At 56.6% G+C, this 13525-nt stretch carries 25 protein-coding genes; 23 read left to right on the top strand and 2 right to left on the bottom strand.

Annotated features, from left to right (window positions below):
- Positions 1-65: 65 nt before the first annotated feature.
- Together AB5Y48_RS18180 and AB5Y48_RS18175 are read right to left on the bottom strand one after the other, a co-directional pair.
- A complete protein-coding gene (locus tag AB5Y48_RS18180; protein WP_368165373.1) occupies positions 66-1667 on the bottom strand; it encodes a VRR-NUC domain-containing protein in 1602 nt (533 codons plus the stop codon).
- Positions 1651-2577 (bottom strand): DMT family transporter, encoded by a 927-nt coding sequence (locus AB5Y48_RS18175; RefSeq protein ID WP_050666339.1) that lies wholly within the window; start codon positions 2575-2577, stop codon positions 1651-1653. The genes AB5Y48_RS18180 and AB5Y48_RS18175 overlap by 17 nt, the downstream gene beginning before the upstream one ends.
- A 296-nt stretch (positions 2578-2873) precedes the next feature.
- On the opposite strand from AB5Y48_RS18175, the gene rpsJ reads away from it, so the two are divergent.
- From rpsJ to rpmJ, 23 genes are all read left to right on the top strand, one after another.
- Positions 2874-3185 (top strand): 30S ribosomal protein S10, encoded by a 312-nt coding sequence (gene rpsJ, locus AB5Y48_RS18170; RefSeq protein WP_005307944.1) that lies wholly within the window; start codon positions 2874-2876, stop codon positions 3183-3185.
- A 22-nt stretch (positions 3186-3207) separates the two neighbouring features.
- Positions 3208-3840: a 50S ribosomal protein L3 gene (gene rplC, locus AB5Y48_RS18165; protein ID WP_060583369.1), complete on the top strand. Its 633-nt coding sequence runs from the start codon at positions 3208-3210 to the stop codon at positions 3838-3840.
- A gap of 17 nt (positions 3841-3857) precedes the next feature.
- The gene (gene rplD / locus AB5Y48_RS18160) at positions 3858-4463 is read left to right on the top strand and encodes a 50S ribosomal protein L4 (protein WP_005350167.1); all 606 of its coding nucleotides are present in this window, start codon (positions 3858-3860) and stop codon (positions 4461-4463) included.
- A complete protein-coding gene (gene rplW, locus AB5Y48_RS18155; RefSeq protein ID WP_367317260.1) occupies positions 4463-4762 on the top strand; it encodes a 50S ribosomal protein L23 in 300 nt (99 codons plus the stop codon). Before rplD ends, rplW begins: the two co-directional genes overlap by 1 nt.
- 15 nt (positions 4763-4777) lie before the next feature.
- A complete protein-coding gene (gene rplB / locus AB5Y48_RS18150) occupies positions 4778-5599 on the top strand; it encodes a 50S ribosomal protein L2 (RefSeq protein ID WP_050666341.1) in 822 nt (273 codons plus the stop codon).
- 22 nt (positions 5600-5621) lie between these two features.
- Entirely contained in the window at positions 5622-5900 is a 279-nt protein-coding gene (gene rpsS / locus AB5Y48_RS18145) for a 30S ribosomal protein S19 (RefSeq protein ID WP_005307960.1), read from the top strand.
- Positions 5901-5910: 10 nt separating this feature from the next.
- Positions 5911-6255 carry a 50S ribosomal protein L22 gene (gene rplV / locus AB5Y48_RS18140; protein WP_005350163.1) on the top strand — a complete coding sequence of 115 codons (345 nt, stop codon included), beginning with the start codon at positions 5911-5913 and terminating at the stop codon, positions 6253-6255.
- 3 nt (positions 6256-6258) lie between these two features.
- The gene (gene rpsC / locus AB5Y48_RS18135) at positions 6259-6969 is read left to right on the top strand and encodes a 30S ribosomal protein S3 (protein WP_050666342.1); all 711 of its coding nucleotides are present in this window, start codon (positions 6259-6261) and stop codon (positions 6967-6969) included.
- A gap of 13 nt (positions 6970-6982) precedes the next feature.
- On the top strand, positions 6983-7396 hold the full coding sequence (gene rplP / locus AB5Y48_RS18130) for a 50S ribosomal protein L16 (RefSeq protein ID WP_005350161.1): 414 nt from the start codon (positions 6983-6985) through the stop codon (positions 7394-7396).
- Positions 7396-7587: a 50S ribosomal protein L29 gene (gene rpmC, locus AB5Y48_RS18125; RefSeq protein ID WP_005350160.1), complete on the top strand. Its 192-nt coding sequence runs from the start codon at positions 7396-7398 to the stop codon at positions 7585-7587. The genes rplP and rpmC overlap by 1 nt, the downstream gene beginning before the upstream one ends.
- Positions 7587-7835 carry a 30S ribosomal protein S17 gene (gene rpsQ, locus AB5Y48_RS18120; RefSeq protein ID WP_042046225.1) on the top strand — a complete coding sequence of 83 codons (249 nt, stop codon included), beginning with the start codon at positions 7587-7589 and terminating at the stop codon, positions 7833-7835. The genes rpmC and rpsQ overlap by 1 nt, the downstream gene beginning before the upstream one ends.
- A gap of 148 nt (positions 7836-7983) precedes the next feature.
- Positions 7984-8352 (top strand): 50S ribosomal protein L14, encoded by a 369-nt coding sequence (gene rplN, locus AB5Y48_RS18115; protein ID WP_005350158.1) that lies wholly within the window; start codon positions 7984-7986, stop codon positions 8350-8352.
- Between the two features lie 11 nt (positions 8353-8363).
- Entirely contained in the window at positions 8364-8681 is a 318-nt protein-coding gene (rplX, locus tag AB5Y48_RS18110; protein WP_005350157.1) for a 50S ribosomal protein L24, read from the top strand.
- A gap of 13 nt (positions 8682-8694) precedes the next feature.
- Positions 8695-9234: a 50S ribosomal protein L5 gene (gene rplE, locus AB5Y48_RS18105; RefSeq protein WP_005350156.1), complete on the top strand. Its 540-nt coding sequence runs from the start codon at positions 8695-8697 to the stop codon at positions 9232-9234.
- 11 nt (positions 9235-9245) lie between these two features.
- Entirely contained in the window at positions 9246-9551 is a 306-nt protein-coding gene (gene rpsN, locus AB5Y48_RS18100) for a 30S ribosomal protein S14 (RefSeq protein ID WP_050666343.1), read from the top strand.
- A 19-nt stretch (positions 9552-9570) separates the two neighbouring features.
- Positions 9571-9963 carry a 30S ribosomal protein S8 gene (gene rpsH, locus AB5Y48_RS18095; protein ID WP_050666344.1) on the top strand — a complete coding sequence of 131 codons (393 nt, stop codon included), beginning with the start codon at positions 9571-9573 and terminating at the stop codon, positions 9961-9963.
- Between the two features lie 11 nt (positions 9964-9974).
- Positions 9975-10508, top strand: coding sequence for a 50S ribosomal protein L6 (gene rplF, locus AB5Y48_RS18090; RefSeq protein WP_050666345.1), 534 nt, complete (start codon positions 9975-9977; stop codon positions 10506-10508).
- A 9-nt stretch (positions 10509-10517) separates the two neighbouring features.
- The gene (gene rplR / locus AB5Y48_RS18085) at positions 10518-10871 is read left to right on the top strand and encodes a 50S ribosomal protein L18 (protein ID WP_005350139.1); all 354 of its coding nucleotides are present in this window, start codon (positions 10518-10520) and stop codon (positions 10869-10871) included.
- A gap of 14 nt (positions 10872-10885) precedes the next feature.
- On the top strand, positions 10886-11386 hold the full coding sequence (rpsE, locus tag AB5Y48_RS18080) for a 30S ribosomal protein S5 (protein WP_050666346.1): 501 nt from the start codon (positions 10886-10888) through the stop codon (positions 11384-11386).
- 6 nt (positions 11387-11392) lie between these two features.
- The gene (rpmD, locus tag AB5Y48_RS18075) at positions 11393-11575 is read left to right on the top strand and encodes a 50S ribosomal protein L30 (RefSeq protein ID WP_005350132.1); all 183 of its coding nucleotides are present in this window, start codon (positions 11393-11395) and stop codon (positions 11573-11575) included.
- Positions 11576-11577: 2 nt separating this feature from the next.
- Positions 11578-12015, top strand: a complete 438-nt coding sequence (gene rplO, locus AB5Y48_RS18070; RefSeq protein ID WP_005350129.1) for a 50S ribosomal protein L15 — start codon at positions 11578-11580, stop codon at positions 12013-12015.
- An 8-nt stretch (positions 12016-12023) separates the two neighbouring features.
- Positions 12024-13352, top strand: coding sequence for a preprotein translocase subunit SecY (secY, locus tag AB5Y48_RS18065; protein WP_050666347.1), 1329 nt, complete (start codon positions 12024-12026; stop codon positions 13350-13352).
- A 26-nt stretch (positions 13353-13378) separates the two neighbouring features.
- Positions 13379-13492, top strand: coding sequence for a 50S ribosomal protein L36 (gene rpmJ, locus AB5Y48_RS18060; RefSeq protein ID WP_005319705.1), 114 nt, complete (start codon positions 13379-13381; stop codon positions 13490-13492).
- Positions 13493-13525 lie beyond the last annotated feature (33 nt).

The raw sequence follows: 13525 nt of genomic DNA, 5'->3' as shown, positions 1-13525 counted from the left end.
CATGTGTCAGGCCATCTTTTAATCAAAAAGAGAGTTGGCGGTTAATGGATTGAGGCAGAAGCGATTTATTCCTTTCGCTCGATACGCGCCACGGCGTGGGGTATGTCACAGGCGGCAAGGTGTTGCAGCCAGCGTATCTGATGGGGCTGCAGATCATCGCCGGGTCCCTTGACCTCTACCAGACAGTACGCTTCTTCGCGAAACAGGGCGAGGTCCGGTTGGCCGCTGCGATTGCCGCGCAGATCGAAACAGAGGCGATCCAGCATGGCGAGCCGGTGGGCCAGGGGGATGTGGCGCAGGGCCAGCTCCAGCAACACTCGTGGCAGGCGTTCCCACTCGACCCAGGCGTTGAGTGTGCCTACCTTCTCATCATAGCGATCCAGTAGCGCCTCCCAGCCGGCCGGAGCGGCCAATGATTGCCGCCGGGTGTCGATGAGGGCCTGGCGCCGCTCGCCGAAGCGACGGGAGAACATGTCGGCCGGAGCGCGCTGGTAGCGGTTGAAGAAGACGCCGGGCTGGGGGCTGAAGATGATGTCCCAGAAGGCAAGGCCAAACAGACCGTTGATAAGGGCATTCTCGCACCAGAAGCCTTGCCAGCCGTCGGCGTGCAGGGCGGTCAGGGTGGCCTCCTCGACCCGGCCCGGCCAGGAGGGCAGGGCCAGTGACCAGGTCGGGGGGGTCGGCCGGCGATGGCGCGTCACCTTGTCACCCCGAAGCCGGCAGAGCTTGTCTCTGAGCGGCCGGGTGACGGCGCGCTCCTCCTCGTTGTGCGGCGCCGCTTCCATCTCGGCAAGCAGTCGCTCGGCCTCGGCGAGCTCCCCTGCGACCAGCAGCAGGCGCACCTGCCGCTCGCGGGAGGGAGATCGTTGGCAGGTGCGGTAGAGGGCGAGAGCCTGGGCGTTCTCACCGGCGCGCTCCAGATCCCGGGCCAGGGCCAGGCGCAGGCGCTCGTGGCGGGCGGCCAGCGGCGGCCAGTCGCTGGACGGGGGAAGCTGTGCCAACCACGCACTGGCGACGGCCGGACCGCCCTGCTCGCGGGCCTGTTGCCAGCTGTCGTGCCAGGCATCGAGGGAGAGCCACTCCTCAAGACGTGTCCGGCTGTCGAACAGACGATCGGCGGGGGAGAGGGGATAGGGCTCGTAGCGGTAGTGGCCGAGATCCAGCAGTACGAACTCGGTGAGATCCTGCTCCCGGTTGCCGAAAAAGAGCAGCAGAAAGCGCCCCAGCAGGGGCTTATCCTCGACCTTCAGGGTCTGGAAGGGAAGTGTGGGCAGGGGCGTGTCGGCCAGTCGGGCCAGCCACTGCTCTTTTCGTTGCTCCTTGGGCAGCGATGGCGCCAGGGCGAGCAGCTCGGGACGGGTCAGCAGGGGGCCAAGTTCGCTCCAGCGTGGTGTGGCCAACCGGATCAGGCCCGCCTCGGCCAGTTCTGCCAGCGGCAGCTGGCCGATCTCGGGGTAGTGGAGCCTGTCGGCGCGAAACCACTCCCCTTTGCGCGACAGCAGGCGCACCAGCAGACAGGCAGCCGGGTGGGAGAGGGCGGCGAAGTGATGCAGCCAGCGCAACTCTTCGGGGAGCAAGAGATCCCCGTAGCGCTCCTCCACCCATGCCAGCAGCAGGCGGAAGTTGGTCAGATAGTAGTCCGGGGCGAGCTTAACCGATGTGGCCATCATCGGCCACCTTGCGATAGCGCTTGCCGTATTTAAGCTGCTGAATGAGTAGCGCCGCTATGATGAGGCCCAGCCCTACCGGCGTTGCAGGGTGGATCTCCTCGCCGACCAACAGGCGCAGCAGCACCAGGGAGGCAAACGGTGAGATGAAGATGAGGTTGCTGATAGGGGCCGTATTGGTGGCGTGGCGCAGGGCCAGCAGCCAGAGCACGAAGGCAAACCCCATCTCGAACAACCCCACATAGATGGCGCCGGCCCACCCTTGCCAGGCGGTCAGCCTGAAGTCGGCCAGCACGGCCGTGGCCACCACGATCCAGGGGATGCTGATGAGAAAGCCCAGCAGCAGGCTCACCACGGGATCGCCCTGGTTGCGGGTGTTGAGGATCCAGTAACCGGCCCAGATCAGGGTGGAGCAGAGTGCCAGGGCAACGCCGAGCGGATTATCGAACTGCAGGCCAAATACATCCCCCTTGGTGGCGATCACCAGGGCACCGAAGTAGCCCAGCACGATGGCTACGCCGTCGCGTCGACGCAGCGTTTGGCCGAGGAAGGGGACGGCCAGCAGGGAGAGGGTGATGGCCCAGGTGTAATTGAGGGTCTGGGCCTGCTGGGCCGGCAGCAGGTCATAGGCCTTGAACAGCAGCAGGTAATAGAGGAAGGGGTTGAGGGTGCCGAGGGCCAGATAATAGAAGGGGCGGGCCTTCATATACTCCCCGAGCAGTGCCAGTTTGCCCTGGCGGGCGACTATGCCAAACAGGGTCAGCGCCGAGGTGCAGGCGGCAACCAGTAGCAGCTGTACCGGCTGGAAGTATTGCAGGGAGAGCTTGAAGGCAGTGGCCACGGTCGACCACATGGCGACGGTACACAGGGCGTAGAGGTAGGCCTTCTTCTGGTCTTTCATGAGATCCATTCTTCGGCTGGGCGACGGGGAGGGTCGAGTCTAACAGACTTGCCAGGCCAGCTGGAGATGAGTGCCAAATTGAGCAATAACTGCGCTTTCCAGGTTGCGTCAGGTGTGAAAATCGGTATAATGCCCTCCGCTCTCCCTTGAGGTGAGCCTGACCTCTGGGTCAGTTTGCCGCAACAAGCGGCCATACAATCCCCCCGATCTGTGGGGGAACCGTTAAAAATCACACCTCTGGCGGGAGTACTCTCGGTCGGGCGGTGTTGATTTATGTTCTTTACATCCTTTTGGAGCTCTGGTCCATGCAGAACCAAAGAATCCGTATCCGCCTGAAGGCTTTTGATCATCGTCTGATCGATCAGTCCACTGCGGAAATCGTAGAAACTGCCAAGCGCACTGGTGCACAGGTTCGCGGTCCGATCCCGCTGCCGACTCGCAAAGAGCGCTTCACCGTACTGATCTCCCCGCACGTCAACAAGGACGCGCGTGACCAGTACGAGATCCGCACTCACAAGCGTCTGGTAGACATCGTTGAGCCGACTGACAAGACCGTAGACGCCCTGATGCGTCTGGATCTGGCAGCTGGTGTAGACGTCCAGATCAGCCTGGGTTAATTACGGAAAGAGGTTGATAACAATGACAATCGGTCTTGTAGGTCGCAAAGTGGGTATGACTCGCATCTTCACCGAAGATGGCGTTTCTATCCCCGTGACCGTTATCGAAGTTGAAGCTAACCGTGTAACTCAGGTCAAGTCTGTTGAAACCGACGGCTACAACGCTATCCAGGTTACCACTGGCGCCAAGAAAGCCAGCCGTGTGACCAAGCCGGAAGCTGGCCACTTTGCCAAAGCTGGTGTTGAAGCCGGCCGCGGTCTGTGGGAATTCCGTCTGAACAACGGTGAGACCTTCACTGTTGGTAGCGAGCTGAAAGTTGATCTTCTCGCTGACGTTAAGCTGGTAGATGTTACCGGTACTTCCAAGGGTAAGGGCTTCGCCGGTACTGTTAAGCGCTGGAACTTCCGCACCCAGGACATGACCCACGGTAACTCCCTGTCCCACCGTGTACCTGGCTCCATCGGTCAAAACCAGACCCCGGGCCGCGTATTCAAGGGCAAAAAGATGGCTGGCCATCTGGGCAATGAGCGTGTAACCACTCAGAACCTGGAACTGGTCCGCGTTGACGTTGAGCGCAACCTGCTGCTGATCAAAGGCGCAGTACCGGGCGCTACCAACGGTGACGTGATCGTTAAACCCGCCGTCAAAGCGTAACGTCTGAGGAGATAGTAATGGAATTGGTAATGAAAGACGCCCAGAGCGCTCTTCAAGTTTCCGAAACTACCTTCGGGCGTGAATTCAACGAAGCCCTGGTTCACCAGGTCGTCGTTGCCTACGCTGCTGGTGCTCGTCAGGGTACCCGCGCGCAGCTGACTCGCTCCGAAGTATCTGGTGGCGGCAAGAAGCCGTGGCGTCAGAAGGGTACCGGTCGTGCCCGTGCTGGCTCTATCCGCTCCCCGATTTGGCGTTCCGGTGGTGTGACCTTCGCAGCCAAGCCGCAAGATCACAGCCAGAAAGTCAACAAGAAGATGTACCGCGGTGCCATCCGCAGCATCCTGTCCGAGCTGGTTCGTCAAGAGCGCCTGATCGTTGTCGAGAAATTCGGCATCGAAGCTCCGAAGACCAAGGCTCTGACTGCCAAGCTGAAAGAGATGGAGCTGTCCGACGTTCTGATCGTGACTGCTGAAGTCGATGAGAACCTGTTCCTGGCTGCTCGCAACCTGTACAAGGTCGACGTGCGTGACGTTGCCGGTATCGATCCGGTCAGCCTGATCGCTTTCGACAAGGTTCTGATGACTGCTGATGCAGTTAAGCAAATCGAGGAGATGCTGGCATGATCCGTGAAGAGCGTCTGCTGAAAGTTCTGAAGGCTCCGCACATCTCTGAAAAGAGCACCATGGTCGCCGAGCACCAGAACACTATCGTGTTCAAGGTTGCTACCGACGCTACCAAGGCGGAAATCAAAGCCGCAGTTGCGAAACTGTTCGAGGTCGAAGTTGAGACCGTCCGTACCCTGAACATGAAGGGTAAGACCAAGCGCACTGGTGCGCGCGTAGGCCGTCGTTCCGATTGGAAAAAGGCTTATGTGACCCTGAAAGCTGGTCAGGACATCGACTTCATGGGCGCAGCCGAGTAAGAGGAGTTCTGAAAAATGGCAATCGTTAAGTGCAAGCCTACTTCTCCGGGCCGCCGCCACGTCGTCAAGGTCGTCAACCAGGACCTGTACAAGGGTAAGCCCTTCGCAGCCCTGCTGGACAAGAAAGAAAAGACCGGTGGTCGTAACAACAACGGCCGCATCACCACTCGTCACATCGGTGGTGGTCACAAGCAGCATTACCGTATCGTTGACTTCAAGCGCAACAAAGACGGTATTCCTGCCAAGGTTGAGCGTCTGGAATACGATCCGAACCGTACCGCTAACATCGCCCTGGTGCTGTATGCAGACGGTGAGCGTCGTTACATCCTGGCCCCGAAAGGCCTGAAGGCTGGTGACGCTATCGCCTCCGGTTCTGACGCCGCCATCAAGGTAGGTAACACCCTGCCGATGCGCAACATCCCGGTTGGTACCACTGTACACGCCGTTGAGATGAAGCCGGGCAAAGGTGCCCAGATGGCTCGTTCTGCTGGTGCTTTCGTTCAGATCCTGGCTCGTGAAGGCAACTACGTTACCCTGCGTCTGCGCTCCGGCGAAGTTCGCAAGGTGCTGGCTGACTGCCGCGCCACCATCGGCGAAGTCGGCAATGCCGAGCACATGCTGCGTCAGCTGGGTAAAGCTGGTGCTAGCCGCTGGCGTGGTATCCGCCCGACCGTTCGCGGTATGGCGATGAACCCGGTCGACCACCCGCACGGTGGTGGTGAAGGTCGCAACAAGGGTATCCAGCCGGTATCCCCGTGGGGCCAGAAGGCTAAGGGCTTCAAGACCCGTAAGAACAAGCGTACCGACAAGTACATCGTACGTCGTCGTAACAAGTAATTGTTAATTTAGAGGAATCACCATGCCACGTTCTCTCAAGAAGGGTCCATTTATCGACCTGCACTTGCTGAAGAAGGTAGAGAAAGCGGTGGAAAGCGGGGATAAAAAACCGGTTAAGACCTGGTCCCGTCGTTCAATGATCATCCCGAACATGATCGGTTTGACCATCGCTGTCCATAATGGTCGTCAGCACGTACCTGTGTTTGTTACCGAAGAAATGATCGGTCACAAGCTGGGTGAATTCGCACCGACTCGTACTTATCGCGGTCATGCCGCTGATAAGAAGGCCAAGAAGCGCTAAGGGGTAAATGATGGAAGCTATCGCTAAACACCGTTTCGCCCGTACTTCTGCACAGAAGGCTCGCCTGGTCGCTGATCAAGTACGTGGTCTGCCGGTAGACAAGGCTCTGAACATCCTGGCATTCAGCCCGAAAAAGGCTGCTGTGCTGGTGAAGAAGGTGCTGGAATCTGCCATTGCTAACGCCGAGCACAACGAAGGTGCCGACATCGACGCACTGCGTGTTGCTACTATCATGGTTGACGAAGGTCCGACCATGAAGCGCATCCGTCCTCGTGCTAAAGGTCGCGCGGATCGTATCCTGAAGCGTACCGCTCACATCACTGTAGTGGTATCCGACGCTAAGGCTGGGAGATAAGCAATGGGTCAGAAAGTTCATCCTAATGGCATTCGCCTGGGTATTACCAAGCCTTGGAATTCTACCTGGTACGCGAACTCCAAAGACTTCGCTGACAACCTGTACAGCGATTTCCAAGTACGCCAGTTCCTGACCAAGGAACTGAAAAACGCTTCTCTGTCCAAGATCACCATCGAGCGTCCGGCCAAGAGCATCCGTGTGACCATTCACACCGCTCGTCCGGGCATCGTGATCGGCAAGAAAGGCGAAGACGTTGAGAAACTGCGCAAGGCTGTTGCCCAGATCGCTGGCGTGCCTGCTCAGATCAACATTTCCGAAGTCCGCAAGCCGGAGCTGGACGGTCAACTCGTTGCCGACAGCATCACTTCCCAGCTGGAACGTCGCGTTATGTTCCGTCGCGCCATGAAGCGCGCCGTACAGAACGCCATGCGTCTGGGTGCCAAGGGCATCAAGGTTGAAGTTTCCGGTCGTCTGGGCGGCGCTGAAATCGCTCGTACCGAATGGTACCGCGAAGGTCGTGTGCCCCTGCACACCCTGCGTGCCGACATCGACTATGCAACTTCTGAAGCCCACACCACCTACGGTGTGATCGGCGTTAAGGTTTGGATCTTCAAGGGTGAAGTTCTGGGTGGTCTGGCTGCCGTTAACGCTGCCGCTGCTCAAGAGCAAGCTCCTGCAAAGCCCAAGCGCGAAAACAAACGCCGCGGTAAGTAAGGAGATTCGGTAAATGTTGCAACCTAAGCGTACTAAATTCCGCAAGATCCATAAGGGTCGTAACCGCGGTATGGCCACTTCCGGTAACGAAGTCTCCTTCGGTTCCTTTGGCCTGAAAGCGACCACTCGTGGCCGCCTGACTGCTCGTCAGATCGAAGCAGCTCGTCGTGCTATGACTCGTCACGTTAAGCGTCAAGGCAAGATCTGGATCCGTGTGTTCCCGGACAAGCCCATCACCGAAAAGCCCCTCGAAGTTCGTATGGGTAAAGGTAAGGGTAACGTGGAATACTGGGTCGCTCAGATCCAGCCGGGCAAAGTCCTGTACGAGATGGACGGTGTTCCTGAGGCTCTGGCACGCGAAGCGTTCGCCCTGGCCGCAGCCAAACTGTCTGTTCAGACCACTTTCGTAACTCGGACGGTGATGTGATGAAAGCACAAGATCTGCGCCAAAAGAGCGTTGAAGAACTGAACCAGGAACTGCTGGCCAAGCTGCGTGAGCAATTCAACATGCGCATGCAAGCTTCCACCGGTCAACTGGCTCAGACTCACACTCTGAAACAAGTGCGTCGCGACATCGCGCGCATCAAGACTGTACTGACTGAGAAGGCAGGTGCGTAATGACTGACAAGATCCGTACTCTGCAGGGTCGTGTAATCAGCGACAAGATGGACAAGTCCATCACTGTTGCCATCGAGCGCAAGGTAAAGCACCCGATCTACGGTAAGATCATCAAGCGTACTACCAAGCTGCACGTGCACGACGAGAACAACGAGTGCAAGGCTGGCGATCTCGTGGAAATCCGCGAGTGCCGCCCGCTGTCCAAGACCAAGTCCTGGACCCTGGTTGGTATCGTAGAAAAGGCCTAAGTCAGGTTCTTTCTAGCTCAAACGGCCCCTGCTGGGGCCGTTTGTTTTTTAGGCTACCTTTTCGAAAATACCTGTGTTATAGTTTCGCGCCTTTTGAAGGCAGCCAGATCCCGAGAGGGATAAGAAGTAAACAAAGCGGAGCACTAAGATGATCCAGATGCAAAGTATGCTGGATGTTGCCGATAACTCCGGCGCACGCAGCGTAATGTGTATTAAGGTTCTGGGTGGTTCGCACCGCCGTTACGCCGGCATCGGCGACATCATCAAGGTTTCCATCAAGGAAGCCATTCCTCGCGGTAAAGTGAAGAAAGGTGATGTGTATAACGCGGTGGTCGTACGCACCCGTAAAGGCGTTCGTCGTCAGGACGGCTCTGTCATCCGTTTCGACAACAACGCAGCTGTGTTGCTGAACAACAACCAGCAGCCGATCGGTACTCGTATTTTTGGGCCGGTGACCCGTGAACTGCGTAATGAGAAGTTCATGAAGATCGTGTCCCTGGCACCCGAAGTACTGTAAGGAGTCGAACGATGGCAGCTAAAATCCGTCGCGAAGACGAAGTAATCGTCCTCACCGGCAAAGACAAGGGCAAGCGTGGCAAAGTCACTCAAGTCCTGATCGCTGAAGGTAAGGTCGTTGTGGAAGGCATCAACCTGGTTAAGAAGCACCAGAAGCCGGTACCCGCTCTGGGTCAGGCCGGTGGCATCGTAACCAAAGAAGCCCCGATCCACGTATCTAACGTAGCGCTGTTCAACTCTGCCTCTGGCAAAGCTGACCGCGTAGGTTTCCGGATTGAAGACGGCAAGAAAGTCCGTGTCTTCAAATCCACCGGCGAACTTGTGAAGTAATTGGAGTTTAACGATGGCGAAACTGCATGATTACTACAAAGCAAATGTAGTAAATGAACTGACCAAGCAGTTCGGTTACAAGACTATCATGCAAGTCCCTCGGATCGAGAAAATCACCCTGAACATGGGTGTAGGTGAAGCGATTGCTGATAAAAAACTGCTGGAAAATGCTGCTGCCGACCTGGCTGCCATTTCCGGTCAGAAGCCGCTGATCACCAAGGCTCGTAAATCCGTTGCGGGCTTCAAGATTCGTGAAGGCTACCCGATAGGTTGCAAAGTAACCCTGCGTGGCGAGCGTATGTGGGAGTTCCTGGAGCGCCTGATCTCTATCGCAGTACCCCGTGTCCGTGACTTCCGCGGCCTGAACGCCAAGTCGTTCGACGGTCGTGGTAACTACTCCATGGGTGTACGCGAGCAGATCATCTTCCCGGAAATCGACTATGACAAGGTCGATCGCGTTCGTGGTCTGGATATCACCATCACCACCTCCGCGCAAACCGATGATGAAGGCCGTGCTCTGCTGGCTGCCTTTAACTTCCCGTTCCGCAAGTAAGGTGTAGGGTTATGGCAAAACTTTCCATGAAAGCACGTGAAGTCAAGCGTGCCAAGCTGGCAGCCAAGTACGCTACCAAGCGTGCCGAGCTGAAAGCTCTGATCGTTGACATGAACGCTTCTGAAGAAGCGCGTTGGGAAGCTGTTCTGAAGCTGCAACAGCTGCCCCGTGATTCCAGCCCGATCCGCCAGCGTAACCGTTGTGCCATTACTGGCCGTCCGCACGGTGTGCTGCGTAAATTTGGCCTGTGCCGCATCAAGGTGCGTGAGCATGCCATGAAGGGTGAAATTCCGGGCCTGAAAAAGGCCTCTTGGTAAGAATCTCGGGAGTTAGACTATGAGCATGCAAGATCCGATCGCGGATATGCTGACCCGCATCCGTAACGGTCAGGCGGCTAGCAAGGTTGCGGTTTCCATGCCCTCCTCCAAGCTGAAAGTGGCGATTGCCAAAGTGCTGAAGGACGAAGGCTACATCGCTGGCTACAACGTAGCTGGTGACGTGAAACCGGAACTGGAAATCGAACTGAAGTATTTCCAAGGCAAGCCGGTTGTAGAACTGATCCAACGCGTGAGCCGTCCCGGCCTGCGTATTTACAAGCGTACCAATGATCTGCCGAAGGTAATGGGCGGTCTGGGTATTGCCGTTGTGTCCACTTCTAAAGGTGTGATGACTGACCGTGCTGCCCGTAAGGCTGGCATGGGCGGTGAGATCATCTGCTACGTCGCTTAAGGAGGTAGGAAATGTCTCGTGTTGCTAAGGCACCCGTCGCGATTCCTGCTGGCGTAGAGGTGACTCTGAATGGCCAAGAGCTGACCGTAAAAGGTACCAAGGGCTCTCTGGTTCGTTCCATCAACGCGGCTGTTGAAGTGACCAAGGAAGAGGGCGTACTGAAGTTTGCTCCGCGCGCTGGCTTTGCCGGTGCCGATGCTCAAGCTGGTACCGCTCGCGCCCTGGTTAACAACATGGTCATCGGTGTTACCCAAGGCTTCGAGCGCAAGCTGCAGCTGGTTGGTGTAGGTTATCGTGCCTCCATCAAGGGCAACGCTGTCGCTCTGGCCCTGGGCTTCTCCCACCCGGTCGAGCATGAACTGCCGGCTGGCATCACTGCCGAGTGCCCCACCCAGACCGAAATCGTTCTGCGTGGTATCGACAAGCAAGTGATTGGCCAAGTTGCCGCGGATATCCGTGCTTACCGCGCTCCGGAGCCCTATAAGGGCAAGGGTGTACGCTATGCCAATGAGCAAGTGCGTACTAAAGAAGCTAAGAAGAAGTAAGGTAACACTATGGACAAGAAAGCAGCTCGTCTCCGTCGTGCTACTCGTGCACGTAAGAAGATGCAGGAACTGGGTGCGACTCGTCTGGTTGTTCACCGTACTCCGCGTCATATCTACGCGCAGATCATTGCAGCCAACGGTTCCGAAGTCCTGGCCTCTGCTTCCACAGTAGAGAAGGCTATCAGCGAAAGCATCAAATACACCGGTAACGCCGACGCGGCTGCCGCTGTAGGTAAGGCTATCGCCGAGCGCGCCATCGCCAAGGGTGTACAGAACGTGTCGTTTGACCGTTCCGGTTTCAAGTATCACGGTCGTGTAGCCGCTCTGGCTACTGCTGCTCGTGACGCTGGTCTGCAGTTCTAAGCTAGGAGTCGAAGATGGCTAAAATCGAATCTCAAGCCGGTGAACTGCACGAGAAGCTCATTGCGGTAAACCGTGTTTCGAAAACTGTTAAGGGTGGTCGTATCATGTCCTTCACCGCACTGACTGTGGTGGGTGATGGCAACGGCCGTGTAGGTTACGGTTACGGTAAGGCCCGTGAAGTTCCGGCTGCCATTCAAAAGGCAATGGAACAGGCCAAGCGCAACCTGAAGAAGGTAGAACTGAACAACGGTACTCTGCACCACCCGGTGAAGGGCATCCACTCCGGTTCCACCGTATTCATGAAGCCGGCCTCCCAAGGTACCGGTATCATCGCCGGTGGTGCTATGCGTGCCGTTCTGGAAGTGGCTGGTGTTCACAACATCCTGGCTAAGACCTACGGTTCCACCAACCCGATCAACGTGGTTCGCGCCACTGTAGACGCTCTGGTTAACGGTCAGTCTCCGGAACAGATCGCTGCTAAGCGTGGTCTGCGCGTTGAAGAAATTCTGGGGTAATGCGACATGGCTAACAAGACTGTAAAAGTAACTCAAACCCGCAGCTCTATCGGCCGCCTGCCCAAGCACAAGGCGACTCTGCGTGGCCTGGGTCTGCGTCGCATTGGTCACACCGTTGAGCTGGAGGATACTCCTTGCGTTCGCGGTATGATCAACCAGGTGTATTACATGGTTAAGGTGGAGGGCTAAGCATGCGTCTGAACACTCTGTCTCCGGCCGCTGGCTCCAAGCCTGTAAAGGCTCGTCGCGGTCGTGGTATCGGCTCCGGTCTGGGTAAGACTGGTGGTCGTGGTGTTAAGGGCCAGACCTCTCGTTCCGGTGGCGGTAAAGTCCGTCGCGGTTACGAAGGTGGTCAGATGCCGCTGAAAATCCGTCTGCCGAAGTTCGGTTTCACTTCTCGCAAGTCTCTGGTATCTGCCGAGGTTCGCCTGAACGAAATCGCGATGGTAGAAGGTGATGTGGTGGATCTGAGCACCCTGAAGCAAGCCGGTGTTGTTAACAAGAACATCGAGTTTGTGAAGGTTGTTCTGTCCGGTAACATCGACCGCGCTGTGACCGTTCGTGGTCTGCCCGTCACCAAGGGTGCACGTGCAGCCATCGAGGCCGCTGGCGGTAAAATCGAGGAATAATCAGTACAATGGCTAAGAAACCAGGATTGGATGTAAAAGCACAGGGTGGTCTGAGTGAACTGAAGAGCCGTCTGCTCTTCGTTCTCGGAGCGATTATCGTCTTCCGTGCAGGCTCTTATGTGCCTATTCCTGGTATTGACGCCGCCGTACTGGCCGAATTGTTCCAGCAACAGAAGGGCACCATCATTGAGATGTTTAACATGTTCAGTGGTGGTGCACTTGCCCGTGCTTCAATTCTTGCACTGGGGATCATGCCGTACATCTCGGCATCGATCATCATCCAGCTGCTGACCGTGGTTCACCCCGCTCTTGCTGAACTCAAGAAAGAGGGTGAAGCCGGTCGTCGCAAGATCAGCCAGTATACTCGCTGGGGCACGTTGGTATTGGGAACTTTCCAGGCCATTGGTATCGCAACCGGCCTGCCGAATATGATGCAGGGGCTCGTGACTAATCCGGGCTTTGGCTTCTATTTCACGGCGGTTGTGAGTCTGGTCACCGGCACCATGTTTTTGATGTGGCTGGGTGAGCAGATTACCGAGCGTGGGATTGGTAATGGTATCTCGCTGATAATCTTCACGGGTATCGTTGCCGGTCTGCCTCATGCCATTGGCGCTACGGCCGAACAGGCACGTCAAGGGGAATTGCACATCCTGCTGTTGCTGTTGCTGGGCTTGATTGTTTTCGCAGTGACTTACTTTGTGGTGTTCGTGGAGCGTGGTCAGCGTCGTATCGTCGTTAACTATGCCAAGCGTCAACAAGGCCGCCAGGTATTCGCAGCGCAAAGCACGCACCTGCCGTTGAAGGTCAACATGGCTGGTGTGATTCCTGCGATTTTCGCATCCAGTATCATCCTCTTCCCGGGCACCATTACCTCCTGGTTTGGTCAGGGTGAGGGTACTGTGGCTGATGTTCTGCAGCAGATCTCTATGGTTCTGCAGCCGGGCCAGCCCCTGTACGAAATGCTGTATGCAGCAGCCATTATCTTCTTCTGCTTCTTCTACACCGCGTTGGTGTTCAACCCGCGCGAGACAGCAGATAACCTGAAGAAGAGTGGAGCCTTTATCCCGGGGATTCGTCCGGGCGAGCAGACAGCACGTTATATCGATAAGGTTATGACCCGCCTGACTCTGGCTGGCGCGCTCTATATAACCTTTATCTGTCTGGTACCACAGTTCTTGATGACTGCCTGGAACGTTCAGTTCTATTTCGGTGGCACCTCGCTGCTGATTATCGTGGTAGTGATCATGGACTTCATGGCTCAGGTTCAGACCCATATGATGTCTCATCAGTATGGTGATGTCCTGAGGAAGGCCAACCTGAAGGGCTACGGCCGCTAAGGTCGGCGTAGTTACGGAGTTAAGCAATGAAAGTTCGTGCTTCCGTTAAGGCAATCTGCCGTAACTGCAAAATCATCAAGCGTCACGGTGTGGTGCGTGTGATTTGCAGCGAGCCTAAGCATAAACAGCGTCAAGGCTAATTTAGTTACGGTTAGTACTTGCAACAAATAGTT

It is taken from the genome of Aeromonas sp. R6-2, from assembly GCF_040908155.1.
GTDB classification, from domain to species: Bacteria; Pseudomonadota; Gammaproteobacteria; order Enterobacterales; family Aeromonadaceae; genus Aeromonas; species Aeromonas schubertii.
The sequence above is the reverse complement of the archived record's forward strand: the minus strand, read 5'-3'. Positions and strand labels throughout refer to the sequence as shown.

Coding starts and splice junctions, on each gene's coding strand:
- AB5Y48_RS18180 (WP_368165373.1), bottom strand. CDS start 1,667: ATGGCCACATCGGTTAAGCTCGCCCCGGACTACTATCTGACCAACTTC.
- AB5Y48_RS18175 (WP_050666339.1), bottom strand. CDS start 2,577: ATGGATCTCATGAAAGACCAGAAGAAGGCCTACCTCTACGCCCTGTGT.
- rpsJ (WP_005307944.1), top strand. CDS start 2,874: ATGCAGAACCAAAGAATCCGTATCCGCCTGAAGGCTTTTGATCATCGT.
- rplC (WP_060583369.1), top strand. CDS start 3,208: ATGACAATCGGTCTTGTAGGTCGCAAAGTGGGTATGACTCGCATCTTC.
- rplD (WP_005350167.1), top strand. CDS start 3,858: ATGGAATTGGTAATGAAAGACGCCCAGAGCGCTCTTCAAGTTTCCGAA.
- rplB (WP_050666341.1), top strand. CDS start 4,778: ATGGCAATCGTTAAGTGCAAGCCTACTTCTCCGGGCCGCCGCCACGTC.
- rpsS (WP_005307960.1), top strand. CDS start 5,622: ATGCCACGTTCTCTCAAGAAGGGTCCATTTATCGACCTGCACTTGCTG.
- rplV (WP_005350163.1), top strand. CDS start 5,911: ATGGAAGCTATCGCTAAACACCGTTTCGCCCGTACTTCTGCACAGAAG.
- rpsC (WP_050666342.1), top strand. CDS start 6,259: ATGGGTCAGAAAGTTCATCCTAATGGCATTCGCCTGGGTATTACCAAG.
- rplP (WP_005350161.1), top strand. CDS start 6,983: ATGTTGCAACCTAAGCGTACTAAATTCCGCAAGATCCATAAGGGTCGT.
- rpmC (WP_005350160.1), top strand. CDS start 7,396: ATGAAAGCACAAGATCTGCGCCAAAAGAGCGTTGAAGAACTGAACCAG.
- rpsQ (WP_042046225.1), top strand. CDS start 7,587: ATGACTGACAAGATCCGTACTCTGCAGGGTCGTGTAATCAGCGACAAG.
- rplN (WP_005350158.1), top strand. CDS start 7,984: ATGATCCAGATGCAAAGTATGCTGGATGTTGCCGATAACTCCGGCGCA.
- rplX (WP_005350157.1), top strand. CDS start 8,364: ATGGCAGCTAAAATCCGTCGCGAAGACGAAGTAATCGTCCTCACCGGC.
- rplE (WP_005350156.1), top strand. CDS start 8,695: ATGGCGAAACTGCATGATTACTACAAAGCAAATGTAGTAAATGAACTG.
- rpsN (WP_050666343.1), top strand. CDS start 9,246: ATGGCAAAACTTTCCATGAAAGCACGTGAAGTCAAGCGTGCCAAGCTG.
- rpsH (WP_050666344.1), top strand. CDS start 9,571: ATGAGCATGCAAGATCCGATCGCGGATATGCTGACCCGCATCCGTAAC.
- rplF (WP_050666345.1), top strand. CDS start 9,975: ATGTCTCGTGTTGCTAAGGCACCCGTCGCGATTCCTGCTGGCGTAGAG.
- rplR (WP_005350139.1), top strand. CDS start 10,518: ATGGACAAGAAAGCAGCTCGTCTCCGTCGTGCTACTCGTGCACGTAAG.
- rpsE (WP_050666346.1), top strand. CDS start 10,886: ATGGCTAAAATCGAATCTCAAGCCGGTGAACTGCACGAGAAGCTCATT.
- rpmD (WP_005350132.1), top strand. CDS start 11,393: ATGGCTAACAAGACTGTAAAAGTAACTCAAACCCGCAGCTCTATCGGC.
- rplO (WP_005350129.1), top strand. CDS start 11,578: ATGCGTCTGAACACTCTGTCTCCGGCCGCTGGCTCCAAGCCTGTAAAG.
- secY (WP_050666347.1), top strand. CDS start 12,024: ATGGCTAAGAAACCAGGATTGGATGTAAAAGCACAGGGTGGTCTGAGT.
- rpmJ (WP_005319705.1), top strand. CDS start 13,379: ATGAAAGTTCGTGCTTCCGTTAAGGCAATCTGCCGTAACTGCAAAATC.